This is a genomic window from Shinella lacus (assembly GCF_010994755.1).
In the GTDB taxonomy this organism is placed as follows: domain Bacteria; phylum Pseudomonadota; class Alphaproteobacteria; order Rhizobiales; family Rhizobiaceae; genus Shinella; species Shinella lacus.
Genome location: NZ_WHSB02000006.1, coordinates 255,485 through 273,780 on the forward strand (window position 1 = coordinate 255,485; position 18,296 = coordinate 273,780).

The following is an 18,296-nucleotide window of genomic DNA, read 5'->3' on the forward strand; positions in this document are numbered from 1 at the left end:
ACATGCGTTTCCGGCTATGCCGGGAATGAACGCGATACATTCGGGGATAAGTCAAATGGCCGATGCGCATCAGAAGAAACACGACTACCACATCATCGACCCCAGCCCGTGGCCGCTGCTTGCCTCCATCGGCGCGTTCGTCATGGCGCTCGGCGGCATCGGCTACATGCGCTATGTCTCGGGCGGCGCGTTCCACCTGTTCGGCGTCAACCTCGCCACACCGTGGATCTTCTACATCGGCCTCTTGATCGTTCTCTACACCATGTATGCCTGGTGGGCGGACACGGTGAAGGAAGCCCATGAGGGCCACCACACCCGCGTCGTCTCGCTGCACCTGCGCTACGGCATGATCATGTTCATCGCCTCCGAGGTGATGTTCTTCGTCGCCTGGTTCTGGGCCTTCTTCGATGCGAGCCTCTTCCCCGGCGAAGCCATCCAGGCCGCGCGCGCCACCTATACCGGCGGCGTCTGGCCGCCGAAGGGCATCGAGGTTCTCGATCCCTGGCACCTGCCGCTCTACAACACCGTCATCCTGCTGCTTTCGGGCACCTGCGTGACCTGGGCGCACCACGCTCTGCTGCACAACGATCGCAAGGGCCTCGTCAACGGCCTGGCGCTCACCGTGGCGCTCGGCGTCCTGTTCTCCTTCGTCCAAGCCTACGAATATGCCCACGCACCGTTCGCCTTCAAGGATTCGATCTACGGCGCCACCTTCTTCATGGCGACCGGCTTCCACGGCTTCCACGTCCTTGTCGGCACGATCTTCCTGATCGTCTGCCTCATTCGTGCGCTTCGCGGCGATTTCACCCCCAAGCAGCACTTCGGCTTCGAAGCCGCAGCCTGGTACTGGCACTTCGTCGACGTGGTCTGGCTCTTCCTCTTCTTCTCCATCTACATCTGGGGTGGCTGGGGCGCGCCGATCGCGCACATGTAATCGAGCGCGATGCTCAACTTTTCGAACGGCCGCAGCGATGCGGCCGTTTGTGTTTGGGGCGAACCCCGGCCGCTTTGTCGCAGCTTTTCAGTTGGACGCAGGGCAGGCGGGCCGCTACCTATGCAGACATCTGCATTTTGATTGGACCCGCATCATGGACGAGGACAAGGCGCTCTTTCCGCCCGTCGACCCCTTCAGCGCCGGCGTGCGCGGCTGTTGCCCGCGCTGCGGCCAGGGCAGGCTGTTCAATGGCCTGCTGAAGGTGCGGCCGGCCTGCACGAATTGCGGCCTCGACTATTCCTTTGCCGATTCGGGCGATGGCCCGGTGGTCTTCGTCCTGCTCATCGTCGGCTTCATCGTGGTCGGCATCGCGCTGTGGGCGGAGGTGAACTACGCGCTGCCGCTCTGGCTGCATTTCATCCTGTGGATCCCGCTCGCCATCGGCCTCGGCCTCTGGCTGACGCGCATCCTGAAGGGCCTGCTGATTACGCTGCAATACCGCAACAATGCGCGGCCCGGCGAGATCGACCGTGGCTGAGGTGCCGGCGAGCCGCATTCCGGGCAAGGGCAAGGCGGTCCTGACAGGCATCGCCTTCCTCGTGGCACTTGCCATCCTGCTGTCGCTCGGCACCTGGCAAATGCAGCGCCTCGCCTGGAAGGAGCAGCTTCTCGCCGACATGGCCGAACGCCGCATCGCGGCCCCGGCGCCGCTTGCCGATATCGAGGCGATGGCGGCGAAGGGCGACGATGTCGAATACCGCCCCGTCACCGTCACCGGCATCTTCGCCAACAACCGCGAGCGCCACTTCTTCGCCACCTGGCGCGGCCAGACCGGCTATTATGTCTACACGCCGCTCCAGCTCGCCGACGGCCGCTTCCTCTTCGTCAATCGCGGCTTCGTGCCCTTCGAGGCGAAGGAGCCGGAAATGCGCAAGCAGGGCCAGCTGACCGGCGAGCAGACGGTCATCGGCCTCGCCCGCGCGCGCCTTGCCGAAAAACCCTCCTCCATCGTGCCGGACAACGACGTCGCGAAGAACATCTTCTATTGGAAGGACCTCGACGTTATGGCGTCGAGCGTCACCATCCCGGCCGACAGGCTGGTGCACTTCTTCGTCGACGCCGGCGATGCGCCGAACCCGAAAGGCCTGCCCATCGGCGCCGTCACCCAGTTCGACCTGCCGAACAACCACCTGCAATATGCCGTCACCTGGTATGGCCTCGCCGCGGCGCTGGTCGGCGTCGCGCTCTACGCCGTCTTCCGCCGCAAGGGCGATCGCCCGGCGCCTTGAAATGGCATAGGAAGTTAGCCGGGGCGCATCCCGGAACCTGAAGGGGAGAAAGAGGACATGCAGGCGCTTGCAACCATCCTCGTGGCGATCGTCGCCATCGAACATGTCTATATCCTCATCCTCGAAATGGTCCTCTGGACGACGCCTAGAGGCCTCAAGGCCTTCGGCATGACGCCCGCCCAGGCCGAGGCGACAAAGGTGCTCGCTGCCAACCAAGGCCTCTATAACGGCTTTCTCGCCGCCGGCCTGTTCTGGGCGCTGCTGCATCCCGATCCGGCCTTCGCCTGGCAGATCAAATTGTTTTTTCTTGGCGCGGTGCTGGTCGCCGGCCTATATGGGGGCGCAACGGCCTCGCGGAAGATTTTCGTCATTCAGGCGCTTCCGGCGGCCGTCGCCCTTGCTGCCGTCCTGATTGCCGGATAACCGATGAGCATGATTGATACCCGATCGGACTTGACCATCAGACTGTGCGGCCCGCGCGGCTTCTGCGCCGGCGTGGACCGCGCGATCCAGATCGTCGTGCTGGCGCTGAAGGCCTATGGCGCGCCGGTCTATGTGCGCCACGAGATCGTGCACAACCGTTATGTCGTCGAAGGCCTGGAAGCGAAGGGCGCGATCTTCGTCGAGGAACTGCACGAGATCCCCGAGGAACACCGCCAGCAACCGGTCGTCTTCTCCGCGCATGGCGTGCCGAAATCCGTGCCGGAGGATGCGCAGGCGCGCAACCTGTTCTATCTCGACGCGACCTGCCCGCTGGTCTCCAAGGTGCACAAGCAGGCGATGCGCCACCAGCGCCTCGGCCGCCATGTCGTGCTGATCGGCCATGCCGGCCACCCGGAAGTCATCGGCACGATGGGGCAATTGCCGGAAGGCTCCGTCTCGCTGGTCGAGACCGTGGAGGATGCCGAGACCTACATGCCGCCGGACGAGATCAATCTCGGCTACGTCACGCAGACCACGCTGTCCGTCGACGACACCGCCGGCGTCATCAAGCGCCTGCACGAGCGCTTCCCGAACCTTACGGCACCGGCTGCCGATTCGATCTGCTACGCCACCACCAACCGGCAGGAGGCCGTCAAACAGGCCGCCCCCGGCTGCGACCTCTTCCTGATCGTTGGCGCGCCGAATTCGTCCAACTCCAAGCGGCTCGTCGAAGTGGCGCTGAGGGCAGGGGCCACCAGGTCCGTGCTCGTGCAGCGCGCCTCCGAGATCGATTGGGAGACGATCGGCGATATCCGCACGGTCGGCCTGTCGGCTGGCGCCTCCGCGCCCGAAGTCATCGTCAACGAGATCATCGAGGCCTTCCGCGCGCGCTACAATGCGGTGGTGGAGCTTGCCGATACGGTCGAGGAAAACGAACACTTCCTCGTCAACCGCGAACTGCGCGCCATCGAACTCACCCCCGCCGACATGGCCTTCGTCAATGGCGAGTAGGGCCTTCCGGGCGGCACTCCCCCGATCCTTCCCACCCCCGCAAGCCTGAGACCCGCCCGTGGCCGTCTATACCGATATAACCGAAGACGATCTTTCCCGCTTCCTGACCGCCTATGATGCGGGCACGCTGCTGTCCTACAAGGGCATCGCCGAGGGCGTGGAGAATTCCAATTTCCTGCTGCACACGACCAAGGGCGCCTTCATCCTGACGCTCTACGAGAAGCGCGTCGACCGCAACGACCTGCCGTTCTTCCTCGGCCTGATGCACCATCTGGCGGAGCGGGGCCTGTCCTGCCCGCTGCCGCTGCCGCGCAACGACGGCGCGCAGCTCGGCGAACTCTCCGGTCGCCCCGCCGCGATGATCTCCTTCCTTGAAGGCATGTGGCTGCGGAAACCTTCGGCAAAACATTGCCGCGAAGTGGGCCGTGCGCTTGCCGAAATGCACCTCGCCGGCGAAGGGTTCGAGATCACCCGCGAGAACGCGCTCTCCGTCGGCGGCTGGCGGCCGCTGTGGGACAAGTCCGCCGATCGTGCCGACGAGGTGGAGACGGGCCTGCAGGACGAGATCGGCGGCGAACTCGCCTTTCTCGAAAAGAACTGGCCGAAGGACCTGCCGGCTGGCGTCATCCACGCCGATCTCTTCCCGGACAACGTCTTCTTCATCGGCGAGGACCTGTCGGGCCTGATCGACTTCTATTTCGCCTGCAACGACCTCCTGGCCTACGACGTCTCGATCTGCCTCAATGCCTGGTGCTTCGAGAAGGACGGTTCCTTCAACCTCACCAAGGGCATGGCGCTGCTCGACGGCTATGAGAGCGTGCGCCCGCTCTCGCCAGAGGAGGCCGCCGCCCTGCCGCTGCTCGCGCGCGGCTCGGCGTTGCGCTTCTTCCTGACGCGGCTCTACGACTGGCTGATGACGCCGCCGGGTGCGCTTGTCGTCAAGAAGGACCCGCTCGAATATCTGCGCAAGCTGCGCTTCCATCGTCAGGTCCAGAACCCTGCGGAATACGGACTTTTGCGATGAAACATGTCGATATCTTCACGGACGGCGCCTGCTCGGGCAATCCCGGCCCCGGCGGCTGGGGCGCGGTGCTGCGCTATGGCGAGGTCGAGAAGGAAATGTCCGGCGGCGAGGCCGACACGACCAACAACCGCATGGAGCTGACGGCGGCGATGAGCGCGCTGTCCGCCCTGAAATCCCCCTGCGAGGTCGATCTCTATACCGACTCGAAATACGTCATGGACGGCATTTCCAAGTGGATTTTCGGCTGGAAGAAAAACGGCTGGAAGACCGCCGACAAGAAGCCGGTGAAGAACGGCGATCTCTGGCAGGCGCTCGATGAGGCGCGGCTGCGCCACAAGGTCGAGTGGCACTGGGTGAAGGGCCATGCCGGCCACCCTGAAAACGAACGCGCCGACGAACTCGCCCGCCAGGGCATGGCGCCCTTCAAAGGCAAGCGCGCCGTCGGCGAATGAAATCGACCCGCTCGCGGATGGCCGCGTTCGGCTCCTTGTCGAAAAGCGCCAGCAGCCCGTCCAGATTGTCGAGCCGGTCCCGATGGGCGATCAGCCCGTCGGCCGCGATCTTGCGCACCGCGGTGGCCCTGTCCTGCGCCACCTGCCGCAACGTGCCCTCGACATCCGTCGCAATCCCGATCGGCCGGGTAACGAGCTTCGGCACGGAGGATGCGTGGCGGCCGGAATAGCCGGCTTCGATCTTCTGCGTCCTGCCGACCACGACCTCGGCTTGGCCGGACATCAGCGTGCGCGCGGCAAGCGCCCGCACCAGATAGTGCCGCGCCGTCAGCAGTCTTGGAAGGGCGGCGTCAAGGCGATCCGACAGCAGCAGGAGCCGCATGACGGGCGCAACCGCCTCGTCGGTCGATGTCGTCAGCCAGCAGAGGAGCGCGGGCCAGGTCTCGTCGCGGGTCAGCAGCGCGATGACCGGCGCTGCGAGATCGATCCGGCCGCGGCGCTTCACATAGTGGTTGGCAATCATCGGCGCGATGCGTTGGGCCGCTGACAGCGGGATGGCGGGCGCAAGGCGCTCGAAGGCCGCGCGGCCGGCGGCGGCCACCTCCGGCACCCAGTCGTTGACCCGCAGCAGGAGCAAAGCGAGGCGGAAGGCCGTTCGCGGTGCATCGTCCAGCGCCTGAAGCGCGGTCTCGCGCACGAAGCCATCCGGGTGGCACAGGCGAAGCCATGCCGCTCCTCCCGGCGAAACGGTCTGGCGCGGCGTGTCGGGTGCGCTCTTGCGCAGCGCGAGCAGGCGGGTCAGCAGCGTCGGGGCCGGGTCCGAGGGGAGGCCATAGCGGAAGGATGCCGTGCACAAGCGCGCGACCTGCTGTGCCGCCTCCGGCGAAATGGGGTCGAGGTCGGCGAGAAGCGTATCGAGGGTGCCGGCATCGAGGCTGCCCGCACGTAGTGCCAGAATTGCGCCGTCAAGCCGGATGGCAAGGCCCGCAGGCACCCCTGCCGTGCTGCCCTTTCGCCACGTATTTTTCTGCATCCGCCGGTTCCTTCCGCAAGCCCGCATGGAAATGCCCGGGTGCTGCCCGGGCATTCTCGGCTCGTTGAAAGGATGACGGTCCGGCGACCGGCTCTATTCAGAGCTGCTCGATCATCGCGGCGGCACCGGAGACGGTCGCCTGGCCGGGGCTTTCCTCGACGTTGAGGCTCTTCACCACGCCGTCCTCGACGAGCATGGAATAGCGCTTGGAACGCACGCCGAGCGTGCCGGCGGAAAGGTCGACCTCCATGCCGAGCGCCTTGGTGAAGCCGGCGTCCCAATCGGCGAGGAAGCGCAGCTTGCCAGCACCGCCCGTGGAGTTCGCCCAGGCGCCCATGACGTGATGGTCGTTGACGGCGACGACGGCGATGTCATCCACGCCCTTGGCGAGGATCGCGTCGCGGTTTTCGAGATAGCCCGGCAGGTGGTTCAGCGAGCAGGTCGGCGTGAAGGCGCCGGGCACGGCGAAGAGCACGACGCGCTTGCCCTTGAACAGGTCCTCGGTCGAGATTTCAGCAGGACCGTCCGGCGTGCGCTCCTTGAGCTTGAGGTCGGGCAGCTTGTCTCCAACGGCAATGGTCACGGGTCTCTCCCTGTCTGTATAGTAGGCTTCATTGCGGGTGACGGGACTATAGGCGACGGTCACTCGATGGCAAGCGGGCTTTCCATCGTCTTCTCGCCGGAGCGCACCGTCAGGCGGATCGGATCTTTTTCAAGATCGAAAACCTTGGGCTTGTGCAGCACCGGCACCTCCGCGACGAAGACGTCGCCATCGCGGCGGACGGGACCGGCCGCACCGAATTCGAAGGTGGAGGAACCGGAAAGGAAGACGTCGGGCAACTGGCCATCGGCCGGCGCCTCGAAGCGCACCGTCAGGCTCTTGTCGTCTGCCGCGAAACGCCCGGAGAGCGGCTTGAACCCGTCGCCCGATCCGCCCGGCAGCGTCGCCTCCGCATCGGCGATCGCCGTCTCCTCCAGCGGATTGGCAAAACTCTCGCCGATCGAATCCACCGTCAGCTCCGCCTGCACGGGAATACAGATGTCCTTGCACACGCCGAGAAACACCGTCGCGGTGATCGTCCCGCCGGCCGCCTTGTCGAGCTTCAGCGGAAAGCGCACCGGCCTGTCGTAGCCGATATAGTGATTGTCCTGGTCGCCGAGCCGTTTTGGCGCGGGGAAGCCGACCGATTTCAACTCGGCCCCGCTGATCGCGATCGACGGCGGGATGCCGCTGCCGCCCGGATCGCGCCAATAGGTTTTCCAGCCGTCATGCAGGCGAATATCGATCATGGCGCGCACCACGCCGTCGGCGCCAGCCGGAAGGGCAACAAGGCGCACGTCGCCACCGGGCGTCTCGACCCATTGCGAGGTCGCGGCGGCGGCGGGCGAATGCAGAAAAATGAGCGCGATGGCAGCGGTTTGCAGGCGTTTCATGAAACGATATCTAGCGCCAGGGGCACCGGCTTTCCAGCAACAAAACCGTGCGGGTCCATCATAAAAGCTTGATCGCGCGCTTTCCTTCCATAACTTTCCTGCAAGGCTGGCATGCCGCGCCAGCGAAAAAGAACGCTTTTCATTTGGCGGTGAATTGGTAGGCTGTCCGCATTATGGCTATGTCGGTTCTGAAAAACAGACGAGAACGCGGCTTCCTTGACGGTCAGTTCCTGATCGCCATGCCGGGCATGGCCGACTCCAATTTCTCCCGCACGGTGGTCTATATCTGCGCCCATTCCGATGACGGCGCGATGGGTTTCGTCATCAACCGGCCTCAGCAGCTGAGCTTCTCCGACGTGCTTCTGCACCTCGATCTGCTCGGCGAGGACGAGGTGATCCGCCTGCCGGGCTCCACGCTCGATTTCCCCATCCGCTGCGGCGGGCCGGTGGAAAGCGGCCGCGGCTTCGTGCTGCATTCGGATGATTACATGTCGGAATCCTCGATCCCGGTCAGCGACGACATCTGCCTGACGGCGACGCTCGATATCGTGCGCGCCATTTCCCGCGGCCGCGGCCCGCAGAAGGGCCTGATGATGCTCGGCTATGCCGGCTGGGGGGCGGGGCAGATCGAAAACGAGATCGGCGCCAATGGCTGGCTGTCCTGCCCGGCGCAGGAAGAGCTGATTTTCGACACCAATCTCGACAGCAAATACGAGCGCGCGCTCGGCCTGATGGGCATCTCGCCCGCCATGCTTTCGGCCGAAGCCGGCCACGCCTGACGCTTCCGCTTATTTCAGACATCTCTTTGGAACTTGTGCGGCTTTGCGCCGTTGTTTCGCCGCGTGAAAGAGCACGCCTCGAACAACAGGAGTACGACGGTGGGTAGCACGAGCGACAAGATCAAGGGCACCGCAAACGAAGTTGCAGGCAAGGCCAAGCAGGCCGCCGGCAAGGCAGTGAACAGCCCCAAGCTGCGGGCAGAAGGCGCCGGCCAGGAAGCCAAGGGCAAGACCCAGAAGGCAGTCGGCAAGGCTAAGGACGCCGTCAAGGGCGCGGTCGACCGCCTCTGATGAACGGTAGATGGCACCACCGGTGTCATCAAGCGATAGCGATTGAAGCATACCCGTATCGACTTCGGCCGATGCGGGTACTCTCTGCGATGCCATACCGGGGACCTCATGAAACTTTTCACCTGCCAGACCTGCGGCCAGACCATCCATTTCGACAACCGCGTCTGCGTGCGGTGCGGCTCCTCGCTGGGCTTCCTGGCGCAGGATGTGACGCTGCATGCGCTGGTGCCGGAAGGCGAAGGTTTCTGGAAGATCGCGCCGAACGAAGGCGTCTACCGCTTCTGCGAAAATGCCGCGCACGACGTCTGCAACTGGCTGCTGCCGGCCGATAGCCCGCATGCCTTCTGCGAGGCCTGCCGCCACAATCGCATCGTGCCGACGACCGATCCGCACGGGCTGGAACGCTGGCGTCGCATCGGGCTCGCGCAGCACCATCTCTTCTATTCGATCCTGCGCTGGCGGTTGCCGCATCCGACCCGCGAGGAAGATCCGAACAGCGGCCTTGTCTTCGATTTCCTGGCCGACGAGGTCGATGCCGGCGGCAATGTCGTCAATGCCGCCATGACCGGCCACGAGGCGGGCCTCATCAGCCTGCGCGCGGCCGAGGCCGACGACGAGGTGCGCGAGAGCGTGCGCGTCTCCATGGGCGAGCCCTACCGCTCGCTGCTCGGCCATTTCCGCCACGAGATCGGCCATTTCTACTGGTCGCAGCTCGTGCGCGACGATGCGACCCTGGAGGAGGCGAGGCGCCTCTTCGGCGACGAACGGCAAGACTATGCCGCCGCCCTTCAGCGCAACTACGAGCAAGGCCCGCCCGCCGACTGGCAGAATTATTTCATCAGCACCTATGCGAGCAGCCACCCGGCCGAGGACTTCGCGGAATGCTGGGCGCACTTCTTCCACATCGTCGATACGCTGGAAACCGCCCGCGCCTTCGGCCTCAACACCGATCCCAAGGGCCACGAGGAATTGGAAGCCGAAGTGACCTTCGACCCCTACCGCGCGCCCAACGCCGGCCGCCTCGTCGAATCCTGGATCCCCCTCAGCGTGGCCCTCAACGCCATCCAGCGCTCCATGGGCCAGCCCGACAGCTACCCCTTCGTCCTGCCGCCGCCGGTCGTGGAAAAACTCGATTTCATCAACCGGCTGGTGAGGAAGAGCGAATAGGGAGTTGCGAATAGCGAATAGGCGATAAACCACAATTCGCTATTCTCTCACGCCCGCTTCATCAGCGGAAAACGCTCCTTCAGCAGGCGCTGTACCGAATCGTAGCCGATCGGGGGGCCGAAGAGGTAGCTCTGGCCGAATTCGCAGCCCATGTTGCCGAGTTCGATCGCGTCCTCTTCGGATTCGATGCCTTCGGCGACGACCTGCATTTCCAGTTCCCGCGCCATCGAGATGACGGAGCGCAGCAGCACGGGGCGCTTGTCGGAGGCGTCGCGCACCAGCGCCTTGTCGAGCTTGATCGTGTCGAAGGGGAAGCGGGTGAGGTAGGAGAGCGAGGAGTGGCCCGTGCCGAAATCGTCGAGCGCCAGGCCGAGGCCGACATCCTTGAGCTTGTTGAGGATGAGGCGGCCCTGTTCCGGGTTCTCCATCACCACGGATTCGGTGAGTTCCAGCTTCAGCTTGTGCGGCTCGCAGCGCGTCTTGGCGAGTGCCGCGCGCACGTCGTTGTAGAGCTCGTTATTGAGGAGCTGGGCGCTGGAGAGGTTGACGGAGACGAAGATCGGCAACTCGCCGGTCTGGAGCTGCCAGTCCATCAGGTCGCTCGCCGCCTTGTCGAAGGCGAAGAGGCCGAGCTGATTGATGAGGTCGGAGGCTTCCGCGATCGGGATGAATTCCGTCGGCGAGATGTTGCCGCGCTTGGGGTGGTCCCAGCGCATCAGCGCCTCGAAGCCGGCGATCTCGGCATCCGAGAGGCGGACAATCGGCTGGTAGACGAGCGAGAGTTCCTTGCGCTCGATGGCGCGGCGGAGATCCGTCTCGATCTGCAGGCGATCGGCGCCGAAGGTGCGGAAGGCGGGGCGGAACGGCTCGACGCGGTTGCCGCCGGCCTTTTTCGCCCGGTACATGGCAAGCTCAGCGTCGTTGAGCAGGCCCGCCGCATCCTCCTGCTGGTCCACCCAGGAGACGAGGCCGATCGAGGCCGTCAGGATGATCTCGCGGCCGCCGAAATTGATCGGCACCATGATGGCCTTGCTGACGGCATCCGCAAAATCCGCCACCTTGGCAGGGTCGCGCTCCGACATCAGGATCAGGCCGAACTGGTCGCCGGCCAGCCGCGCCAGCGTGTCCTGCGGCTTCAGGAGACGGCGCAGGCGGCGGGTCAGCGCGATGAGGATGTTGTCGCCCGCAGCAATGCCGAGCGCATCGTTGACCTGCTTGTAGCGGTCGATGTCGATGGTCAGCACCGTCGGGCGGACGTTTTCCGAGCTGGCGGTCAGGGCGAGGACCGATTGCAGGCGATCGAGGAAGACCTGGCGGTTCGGCAGGCCCGTGAGGTTGTCGTGCAGCGCGTCCTGCAAAAGACGGTCGACGGAATTGCGCTGCTCGGTGATGTCGATGATCGTGCCGACGCAGCGGATGATCTCGCCGTTGGCGCCGAGCACAGGCCGGGCGCGGATCGACAGCCAATGGTAATGGCCATCCTCGGCACGCACGCGAAACTGATGGTTGAGCCGGCCCTTGCGGTGTTCCAGCAGCACATCGAGCGTCGCGCGAAAACGGTCGCGGTCGTCCGGGTGGAGGCGCGGCAGCCAGTTGCGCGCCGGGCCATGCATGACGCCGGGCGCAAGGCCGAGCTGGATGGAGATATCGGGAATGGTGACGACGCGGTCGCGCGCCACGTCCCAATCCCAGACCGTATCGCCAGAGCCCGTTAACGCCAGCGACTGGCGTTCGAGATCGGAAAACAGGCCCTGGCTATAGGCGCCGCCGGCAAAGGCATGCTGCATCACGGTGAAGCCGATGAGAAGCACGATCAGCACGAGGCCGCCGCCAAGGGCTGGCTGGATGATGTCGTTGTTGAGCTGCCCCGTTACCGTCAGCCAGGCGCCGAACAGCCAGACGAGGATCAGCGCCCAGGCGGGCACCAGCAGGATCGCGCGGTCGTAGCGGTTGAAGCCGAGATAGGCGATGAGCACGATGCCGACGGAACCGGTGAGCGCGAAGGACAGGCGGGCGATGCCGGACGCGATCGGCGGATCATAGATCGCCACGCCGAACAGCAGACCGAGGCCGAGGATCCAGGCGAGCGTCGCGTAGGAGAGATGCGCGTGCCAGCGGTTGAGGTTCAGGTAAGTGAACAGGAACACCACGAGGCCGGCGGCCAGGAAGACTTCCGTGCCCGCGCGCCATATTCGCTCGTCGCCGGCCGTTATGCTGATGAGCTTCGACAGGAAGCCGAAATCGACGCAGATATAGCCGAGCACCGCCCAGGCGAGCGCCGCCGTCGCCGGCAGCATGGAGGTGCCCTTCACCACGAAGAGGATGGTGAGGAACACCGCGAGCAGGCCGGCAATGCCGAGCACGATGCCGCGATAGAGCGTGAAGGCGTTGACCGTGTCCTTGTAGGCGTCCGGCTCCCAGAGATAGATCTGCGGCAGGTCGGGCGTCGCGAGTTCCGCGACGAAGGTGACGACCGAGCCGGGGTTGAGCGTGATGCGGAAGACGTCCGCCTCTTCGCTCGGCTGCCGGTCTAGCGCAAAGCCTTCGCTCGGCGTGATCGAGATGATGCGTTTGGCGCCGAGGTCCGGCCAGAACAGTTTCGACTGCACGAGGCGGAAGTGCGGCGCGACGATCACGCGGTCGATCTGCTCTTCCGAGACATTGGCGAGCGCGAAGACGGCCCAGTCGCCCTGGTGATCCTCAGAGGTGGCGCGCACCTCGATGCGGCGCACGATGCCGTCCGTGCCCGGCGCCGTGGAAACCTGGAAGGCCTCGCCGCGGCCGGTATAGATCTCGGTGGTGGCGGTCAGGTCGAGCGCGGTGTCGTCACGGGAGATCTTGACGGGCTCGACGGCATGGGCGGGCAGCCCCAGCGCGCCGACGAGCATCGTCACGGCGAGGAGAACGAGGGCAAGCAACCGGCTGGCACGCAGCGTTTGCTGCACGGATGGAGGCATCATTGAAACTGCATTGTCCTTAGGTACGGCCCAGTCCTGTCGCGCCCGGGTGCCGCTCAAGACCGCCTGTCGGCCGCCAGAAGCGAGTACATCACGTGGTCGCGCCACTCCCCGTTTATCTTCAGATACTCCCGAAGGTAGCCTTCCTGTTGAAAGCCGGCCTTTTCAAGGAGACGGATGCTTCTTGTATTGTCTGGAATACAGGCTGCCTCGATACGGTGCAACTGAAGGCTCGAAAAGATATAGGGTATGGCCAGTTTCAGGGCACCGAACATGTGGCCGTGGCCCGCATGGCGCTCGCCCATCCAGTAGCCGATCATGCAGCATTGCGCCGCCCCGCGCCTGATATAGCCGATGGTCAGCCCGCCCAGCAGCACCTTTTCCTCCCGCTCGAACATCAAAAGCGGCACGGCCTGGCCCGATGAAAATTCCTGTTCATTTCTGATGACGCGCGCCCGAAACGAGCTCTCCGTCAGCTCGTCCCCACGCCATGTCGGCTCCCACGGTTCGAGAAACCGCCGGCTCTCCGAGCGCAGCTGATACCATTGCCGGTAATCCTGGAAACGGGGCAGGCGAAGCAGATGGCGATCGCTGGCAAGCTCGAGGGTCTCGGACTGCCGGGACAGAAACCGAAATACCGACCTTGTCATTCAAACCTCCGCGCACGCCAGCCCTGAGGCACGCCATCGGGTGAGAGTATGACAGCGGGCGGGACCGCGTCAAATGGTGTTGGTGGGGAGAGGGTGGGTGGCTGGTTTGCGCCAATTTGCGGACTTTGAGTTTGCTGTCGCGACTACGCCTGTTGTGTTTTTCTTTTCCGTCGATGCGAGAGCAATGTATGCGAGGCCTCTTGGGCGGTTGGAAGTGGACGCTCGGTCCGCAATATATGAAACGCGCCGCAGTTCTCATCAGGGCAGCCACAGGAAACCACGTCAACGTGGTGTTTGGTTTTTCCCGCTCGCTTTTGCATGGCGTACATGCGCTCTTCGCTTTTGATGGTGTCAATGATCGCACCACGCTTCAGGAATTTCCCAGCCATGCTTTGTTGCCCCGATTATTTTTTTGTCTACGCCAAAATGACAGCACGAAAGAACGTCTGCAATGGGCCGATATCGGCCTCTTCATTGGGCAGGGGCGCACCAATAGCGGTCATTGCATCGGCAACTACATGAGGTATCGTTCGACATCCCGCACACTGCAAATCGATATTTAGACCGGATGCTTTTATTACGTCGTTTTTGCCAGTTTCTCATCTTCGTCGCGCTGACAATCCTCACCCAGATCGGTGGCGTCGCCTATCTTCTGGCTTTGCTCGCAACCCGTGTTTTGGGCAAGCGGCGTCTCGCGGCAACGTTCGGGCTGTTCATCCTTTTCTACGCCGCCATGGCCGTTACAGCGAATTTTGTTGCGCCGACATTCGGGCGGGTTCTGCTATCCTGCATTCCGGGTGAGAGGGGGAGTGTCTTCGTCAAGTCGCCGATCTATTGCCTGCTGAACCGTAACTACGTGACGCCGCCGATGCGTGATCTCGTGACGGCGCTTGCGGAAGATTTGGACCGCGAATTCCCCGGCACTGCCACGGTCGCGCTGGATGGCAACTTTCCCTTTTGGGACGGTTTCCCGCTGCTTCCGCATCTTTCCCATGACGATGGCAAGAAGCTCGATCTCGCGTTCTACTACAAGACTGCGGACGGCGACTTCCTCAATGGCGCAACGCGGTCGCCGATCGGCTATTTTGCCTTCGAGGAACCGGCAGCGGGTGACGAACAGCCCTGCAAAGGAAGGAAAGACGTGATCACCACGCGGTGGAATTTCGCATGGTTGCAGCCGTTCTTTCCTGCCTACGGAATCGAAGAGCAGCGCACTGCCTTCGCCCTTCGTTGGCTTTCCACGGAAGGTGTCGAAAGGTTCGGCCTGGATAAAATCTTCCTGGAGCCGCATATCAAGAATGCGCTTGGCCTAAGCTCCGATACGATCCGCTTTCAGGGATGCCGCGCCGCCCGCCACGACGACCATATTCATATCCAGATCAGGTAAAGCCAACATCGTCACACCATGACGCGGCCTTGGTCTGCTTCGGCCTGAACACCCGCCTTGGCAGGATCGCGCCAATTGCCCACTCCCTTGTTCTTTGGCAACTTGTTACCGTCGATGCCGTTACAAAAGGGGGATCGGGTGCTTCGAAAAGGAATTTCATTTGCGCGAGCGCTCTGTGTGCTTTCAGCAATATTTGCGACTGGAGCAGTAGCTTTGGCCACCGATTTCGCAAAAAATGAACAAGCGCGTCAGGCATTGCGCGAGGAAGGCGATGATTGCCTGACAGCAAGACCGATTCGTCATTTCGCATATTTCGGGACACCCGTAGCAAGACAGCAGTATCGCGAATTTCTGTTGGCGCGCGGGTATGAAATTAATCGCGAAGGCAATGAAGATTATCAGCCAAAGCTTTGGAGCGTCGTGTTTTCCAAGGTGCAAGTTCCGATTGATATCGACAACGAGACGGAGGTTCTTGACGCCAAGGCCGTCACCTTCGGCGGCGAGTACGACGGTTGGGAAACCGAAGTCCGCCGCGGCTTGTGACTGGTCAGAGGCGCAAGCAAACACTCTGCCGCATTGAATCGGCAGCCATTTGAGGGCGAATATGGCCGGCCTGCCGAGGGGCGTTACCCCTCAGCTTGCTGCGCGCTCCGGTACCGTGCCGCGCGCGAGCGAGCGGCTGATGTCGCCAGCCGAGACGAGGTGCTCCAGCGGGCCGATGGCCGAGATTGTCGGGACCGTGTCGAAGAACAGGCGGCCGGCGAGGTCGGTGAGGCGTTCGATGGTGATGCCTTGCAGGCGTTCCATCAGCTCCTCGTTGGGGATCGGGCGGCCGTAGAGCATCATCTGGCGGGCGATCTGGCCGGCGCGGGCGGCGGGGCTTTCCTGGCCCATCAATAGCTGGGCGCGGATTTGGGCGCGGGCGCGCTCGATTTCCTGCTGCTCGATGTTCTCAGACGACTTGCGCAGCTCGTCGAAGATGACGGGCATCAGCTCGGGCAGGTTCTCGCCGCCGGTCGCGGCATGGATGCCGAATATGCCGGTATCGGAAAAGCCCCAGTGGAAGGCGTAGATCGAGTAACACAGGCCGCGATGCTCGCGCACTTCCTGGAAGAGGCGCGAGGACATGCCGCCGCCCAGGATGTTGGCGAGGATCTGCGAACAGTAGAAGTCGCGGGCGTGATAGGCCTTGCCCTCGAAGCCGAGCAGCACCTGTGCATCCATCAGGTCGCGCGTCTCGCGAATGTCGCCGCCGGTGTAGCGGGCCGGCTCGAAGACCGGCGAGATTTTCGGCGCGGTCGGAAGCGTCGAGAACCGGTCCTCGACCTGGCGCACGAAGTCCTCGTGGTTCACCGCGCCGGCCGCGACGACGAACATGCGGTCCGTCGTATAGTTGCGGTCGAGATAGTGGCGGATCTCGCCGGGCGAGAAGGACAGCACCGAGTCCGGCGTGCCGAGAATGGCGCGGCCGATGATCTGGTCGCGATAGGCGACCTCGGAGAACTTGTCGAAGACCACGTCGTCGGGCGTGTCGTTGGCCGCGCCGATTTCCTGCAGGATGACGTGTTTCTCGCGGCGAAGCTCTTCCTCGTCGAAGACGGATTCTGTCAGGATGTCGGCAAGGATATCGACTGCGAGCGGGACGTGGTCCTTCAGCACGCGGGCATAGTAGGAGGTGGTTTCCGTCGATGTCGCAGCGTTGACCTCGCCGCCGACATTTTCGATTTCCTCGGCGATCTCGCGGGCGGAGCGGCGCTCCGTGCCCTTGAAGGCCATGTGTTCGAGGAGATGGGCGATGCCGTGCTCGTCCGTGGTTTCGTTGCGCGACCCCGACTTGATCCACACGCCGAGAGCGACGCTCTCGAGATGCGGCATGTTTTCGGTCACCACGGTCAACCCGGACGGAAGCCGGGTGCACTCAACTTTCATCATGCGCACTTTCTGCGTTTCTAGCCTCGAACCCGCGTCTGTTTCCCGATGAAGTCTTCCAACCCATCGAGCTCCGCATCGAGGACGTCGAACCGCTCCTCCCTTTGCATGAGGTCAGCAAGCCACGACGGAAGCGCCGGGTCAATACCGCATGCCGATTTTACTGCGGCGGGGAATTTGGCCGGGTGGGCGGTGGCAAGCGTAACCATCGGCGCACCGGGCTTCTCGTGCTTGGCGGCGACGAAGACGCCGATTGCCGAATGCGGATCGAGCAGGTAGCCGGTCTTCTTCAGCGTGTCCTTGATCGTCTGGGCCACCTGCTTTTCTGTCGCGCGGCCGGCGCGGAACTTCTTGCGGATCGTCTTCAGCGCGCCCTCTTCGATCTCGAAGGCATTGGATTGCTTGAGGCTTTCCATCGCGCGGCGCACGGCGCCGGCATCGCGGTCATTGGCCTCGAACAGCAGGCGTTCGAAGTTCGACGAGATCTGGATGTCCATGGAAGGCGAGGTGGTGGCCTTGACGCCCTTCATCTCGTAGCGGCCGGTCTTCAGCGTGCGGGCGAGGATGTCGTTCTCGTTGGTGGCGATGACCAGCTTGTCGATCGGCAGGCCCATGCGCTTGGCGGCATAGCCGGCGAAGATGTCGCCGAAATTGCCGGTCGGTACGGTGAAGGAGATCTTCCGGTCCGGCCCGCCGAGCGCCACGGCGCTGGTGAAGTAATAGACGATCTGGGCCATGATGCGCGCCCAGTTGATCGAGTTGACGCCGGAGAGCTTGACCCGGTCGCGGAATTTCACGTCGTTGAACATCGCCTTCACGAGGTTCTGGCAATCGTCGAAATTGCCCTTGATGGCGAGCGCATGCACGTTCTTTTCCGTCGACGTGGTCATCTGGCGCTGCTGCACCGGCGAGACCTTGCCTTCCGGGAAGAGGATGAAGATGTCGGTGCGCTCGCGGCCGGCAAAGGCGTCGATCGCTGCGCCCCCGGTATCGCCCGAGGTGGCGCCGACGATGGTGGCGCGTTCACCGCGCACAGTCAGGGCATGGTCCATCAGGCGGGCGAGAAGCTGCATCGCCACGTCCTTGAAGGCGAGCGTCGTGCCGTGGAAGAGCTCCAGCACGAAGGCATTCGGGCCGGTCTGGACCAGCGGCGCGATCGCCGGATGGCGGAAGGTCGCGTAGGCCTCGTCGATCATCGCGCGGAATTTGTCGGCCGGAATGTCGCCCTCGACGAAGGGGGAGAGCACGGTGAAGGCGATCTCCTCATAGGATTTTCCGCGCAGTGCCCGGATTTGCTTCTTGGAGAAGGTCGGCCATTCGCGCGGCACATAGAGGCCGCCATCGCGGGCAAGGCCCGCCAGAAGCGCATCGGAGAAACCGAGGGAAGGGGCCTCGCCCCGCGTCGAAACATAATCCACGTTCACAGGTCCTTGGAAATGTTGGCTATTTCGAGCGATGGAAATCGCAAAATTCTACAATCGCTACGTACCAGCGCTTTTTTGCCCAGTCTAGCGAAAGGCCACGGGTGCCGCGGGT

General features: G+C 63.5%; 20 protein-coding genes. 13 read left to right on the top strand and 7 right to left on the bottom strand.

The features are described from left to right. The first annotated feature begins 55 nt into the window (after nt 1-55). The 7 genes from GB927_RS18215 (at nt 56) to rnhA (ending at nt 5,133) form a co-directional block, all read left to right on the top strand. Entirely contained in the window at nt 56-934 is an 879-nt protein-coding gene (locus GB927_RS18215) for a cytochrome c oxidase subunit 3 (protein ID WP_256118618.1), read from the top strand. Between the two features lie 154 nt (nt 935-1,088). After that, on the top strand, nt 1,089-1,472 hold the full coding sequence (locus GB927_RS18220; protein WP_256118619.1) for a DUF983 domain-containing protein: 384 nt from the start codon (nt 1,089-1,091) through the stop codon (nt 1,470-1,472). Beyond that, nucleotides 1,465-2,223, top strand: a complete 759-nt coding sequence (locus GB927_RS18225; protein ID WP_439655509.1) for an SURF1 family protein — start codon at nt 1,465-1,467, stop codon at nt 2,221-2,223. The genes GB927_RS18220 and GB927_RS18225 overlap by 8 nt, the downstream gene beginning before the upstream one ends. A gap of 57 nt (nt 2,224-2,280) precedes the next feature. After that, nucleotides 2,281-2,646, top strand: coding sequence for a DUF1304 domain-containing protein (locus tag GB927_RS18230; RefSeq protein WP_256118620.1), 366 nt, complete (start codon nt 2,281-2,283; stop codon nt 2,644-2,646). Nucleotides 2,647-2,649: 3 nt separating this feature from the next. Then, complete coding sequence (ispH, locus tag GB927_RS18235; protein WP_256118621.1) at nt 2,650-3,657, top strand: 4-hydroxy-3-methylbut-2-enyl diphosphate reductase; 1,008 nt, start codon at nt 2,650-2,652, stop codon at nt 3,655-3,657. 58 nt (nt 3,658-3,715) lie between these two features. Further along, nucleotides 3,716-4,681, top strand: a complete 966-nt coding sequence (locus GB927_RS18240) for a homoserine kinase (RefSeq protein ID WP_256118622.1) — start codon at nt 3,716-3,718, stop codon at nt 4,679-4,681. Continuing rightward, nucleotides 4,678-5,133 (top strand): ribonuclease HI, encoded by a 456-nt coding sequence (rnhA, locus tag GB927_RS18245; RefSeq protein WP_256118623.1) that lies wholly within the window; start codon nt 4,678-4,680, stop codon nt 5,131-5,133. The genes GB927_RS18240 and rnhA overlap by 4 nt, the downstream gene beginning before the upstream one ends. Here the strand turns inward: rnhA and GB927_RS18250 are convergent. From GB927_RS18250 to GB927_RS18260, 3 genes are all read right to left on the bottom strand, one after another. Next, nucleotides 5,105-6,166 (bottom strand): hypothetical protein, encoded by a 1,062-nt coding sequence (locus GB927_RS18250; RefSeq protein ID WP_256118624.1) that lies wholly within the window; start codon nt 6,164-6,166, stop codon nt 5,105-5,107. The two genes, rnhA and GB927_RS18250, sit on opposite strands and share 29 nt — an antisense overlap. A gap of 97 nt (nt 6,167-6,263) precedes the next feature. Then, on the bottom strand, nt 6,264-6,749 hold the full coding sequence (locus GB927_RS18255; protein ID WP_256118625.1) for a peroxiredoxin: 486 nt from the start codon (nt 6,747-6,749) through the stop codon (nt 6,264-6,266). A 59-nt stretch (nt 6,750-6,808) separates the two neighbouring features. Then, a complete protein-coding gene (locus GB927_RS18260; protein ID WP_256118626.1) occupies nt 6,809-7,600 on the bottom strand; it encodes a protein-disulfide reductase DsbD domain-containing protein in 792 nt (263 codons plus the stop codon). A gap of 173 nt (nt 7,601-7,773) precedes the next feature. Between GB927_RS18260 and GB927_RS18265 the strand changes: the two genes are divergently transcribed. From GB927_RS18265 to GB927_RS18275, 3 genes are all read left to right on the top strand, one after another. Continuing rightward, complete coding sequence (locus GB927_RS18265; protein ID WP_256118627.1) at nt 7,774-8,379, top strand: YqgE/AlgH family protein; 606 nt, start codon at nt 7,774-7,776, stop codon at nt 8,377-8,379. 99 nt (nt 8,380-8,478) lie between these two features. Next, nucleotides 8,479-8,670 (top strand): CsbD family protein, encoded by a 192-nt coding sequence (locus GB927_RS18270; RefSeq protein ID WP_256118628.1) that lies wholly within the window; start codon nt 8,479-8,481, stop codon nt 8,668-8,670. Between the two features lie 108 nt (nt 8,671-8,778). Next, complete coding sequence (locus GB927_RS18275; protein WP_256118629.1) at nt 8,779-9,837, top strand: zinc-binding metallopeptidase family protein; 1,059 nt, start codon at nt 8,779-8,781, stop codon at nt 9,835-9,837. Between the two features lie 47 nt (nt 9,838-9,884). Here GB927_RS18275 and GB927_RS18280 read toward each other — a convergent pair whose 3' ends face one another. After that, nucleotides 9,885-12,797, bottom strand: a complete 2,913-nt coding sequence (locus tag GB927_RS18280) for an EAL domain-containing protein (protein WP_305111837.1) — start codon at nt 12,795-12,797, stop codon at nt 9,885-9,887. A gap of 53 nt (nt 12,798-12,850) precedes the next feature. Then, nucleotides 12,851-13,444 (bottom strand): GNAT family N-acetyltransferase, encoded by a 594-nt coding sequence (locus GB927_RS18285; protein ID WP_256118630.1) that lies wholly within the window; start codon nt 13,442-13,444, stop codon nt 12,851-12,853. Nucleotides 13,445-13,644: 200 nt separating this feature from the next. Here GB927_RS18285 and GB927_RS18290 point away from each other — a divergent pair, with 200 nt between their 5' ends. The 3 genes from GB927_RS18290 to GB927_RS18300 all read left to right on the top strand — a co-directional run bounded on the left by GB927_RS18290 (nt 13,645) and on the right by GB927_RS18300 (nt 15,374). Beyond that, nucleotides 13,645-14,007: a hypothetical protein gene (locus tag GB927_RS18290; RefSeq protein WP_256118631.1), complete on the top strand. Its 363-nt coding sequence runs from the start codon at nt 13,645-13,647 to the stop codon at nt 14,005-14,007. 5 nt (nt 14,008-14,012) lie between these two features. After that, on the top strand, nt 14,013-14,831 hold the full coding sequence (locus GB927_RS18295) for a hypothetical protein (protein WP_256118632.1): 819 nt from the start codon (nt 14,013-14,015) through the stop codon (nt 14,829-14,831). Between the two features lie 213 nt (nt 14,832-15,044). Then, nucleotides 15,045-15,374, top strand: coding sequence for a ribonuclease E inhibitor RraB (locus tag GB927_RS18300; protein WP_256118633.1), 330 nt, complete (start codon nt 15,045-15,047; stop codon nt 15,372-15,374). A 90-nt stretch (nt 15,375-15,464) separates the two neighbouring features. Here GB927_RS18300 and GB927_RS18305 read toward each other — a convergent pair whose 3' ends face one another. Then, nucleotides 15,465-16,763 (bottom strand): M16 family metallopeptidase, encoded by a 1,299-nt coding sequence (locus GB927_RS18305; protein ID WP_369431677.1) that lies wholly within the window; start codon nt 16,761-16,763, stop codon nt 15,465-15,467. Nucleotides 16,764-16,780: 17 nt separating this feature from the next. Further along, nucleotides 16,781-18,178, bottom strand: a complete 1,398-nt coding sequence (thrC, locus tag GB927_RS18310) for a threonine synthase (RefSeq protein ID WP_256118634.1) — start codon at nt 18,176-18,178, stop codon at nt 16,781-16,783. Between the last annotated feature and the right edge of the window lie 118 nt (nt 18,179-18,296).

Excerpts from the sequence above, each read along its gene's own strand:
- GB927_RS18215 (WP_256118618.1), top strand. The coding sequence starts at position 56 with ATGGCCGATGCGCATCAGAAGAAACACGACTACCACATCATCGACCCC.
- GB927_RS18220 (WP_256118619.1), top strand. The coding sequence starts at position 1,089 with ATGGACGAGGACAAGGCGCTCTTTCCGCCCGTCGACCCCTTCAGCGCC.
- GB927_RS18230 (WP_256118620.1), top strand. The coding sequence starts at position 2,281 with ATGCAGGCGCTTGCAACCATCCTCGTGGCGATCGTCGCCATCGAACAT.
- ispH (WP_256118621.1), top strand. The coding sequence starts at position 2,650 with ATGAGCATGATTGATACCCGATCGGACTTGACCATCAGACTGTGCGGC.
- rnhA (WP_256118623.1), top strand. The coding sequence starts at position 4,678 with ATGAAACATGTCGATATCTTCACGGACGGCGCCTGCTCGGGCAATCCC.
- GB927_RS18250 (WP_256118624.1), bottom strand. The coding sequence starts at position 6,166 with ATGCAGAAAAATACGTGGCGAAAGGGCAGCACGGCAGGGGTGCCTGCG.
- GB927_RS18260 (WP_256118626.1), bottom strand. The coding sequence starts at position 7,600 with ATGAAACGCCTGCAAACCGCTGCCATCGCGCTCATTTTTCTGCATTCG.
- GB927_RS18265 (WP_256118627.1), top strand. The coding sequence starts at position 7,774 with ATGGCTATGTCGGTTCTGAAAAACAGACGAGAACGCGGCTTCCTTGAC.
- GB927_RS18275 (WP_256118629.1), top strand. The coding sequence starts at position 8,779 with ATGAAACTTTTCACCTGCCAGACCTGCGGCCAGACCATCCATTTCGAC.
- GB927_RS18280 (WP_305111837.1), bottom strand. The coding sequence starts at position 12,797 with ATGATGCCTCCATCCGTGCAGCAAACGCTGCGTGCCAGCCGGTTGCTT.
- GB927_RS18285 (WP_256118630.1), bottom strand. The coding sequence starts at position 13,444 with ATGACAAGGTCGGTATTTCGGTTTCTGTCCCGGCAGTCCGAGACCCTC.
- GB927_RS18295 (WP_256118632.1), top strand. The coding sequence starts at position 14,013 with ATGCTTTTATTACGTCGTTTTTGCCAGTTTCTCATCTTCGTCGCGCTG.
- GB927_RS18305 (WP_369431677.1), bottom strand. The coding sequence starts at position 16,763 with ATGATGAAAGTTGAGTGCACCCGGCTTCCGTCCGGGTTGACCGTGGTG.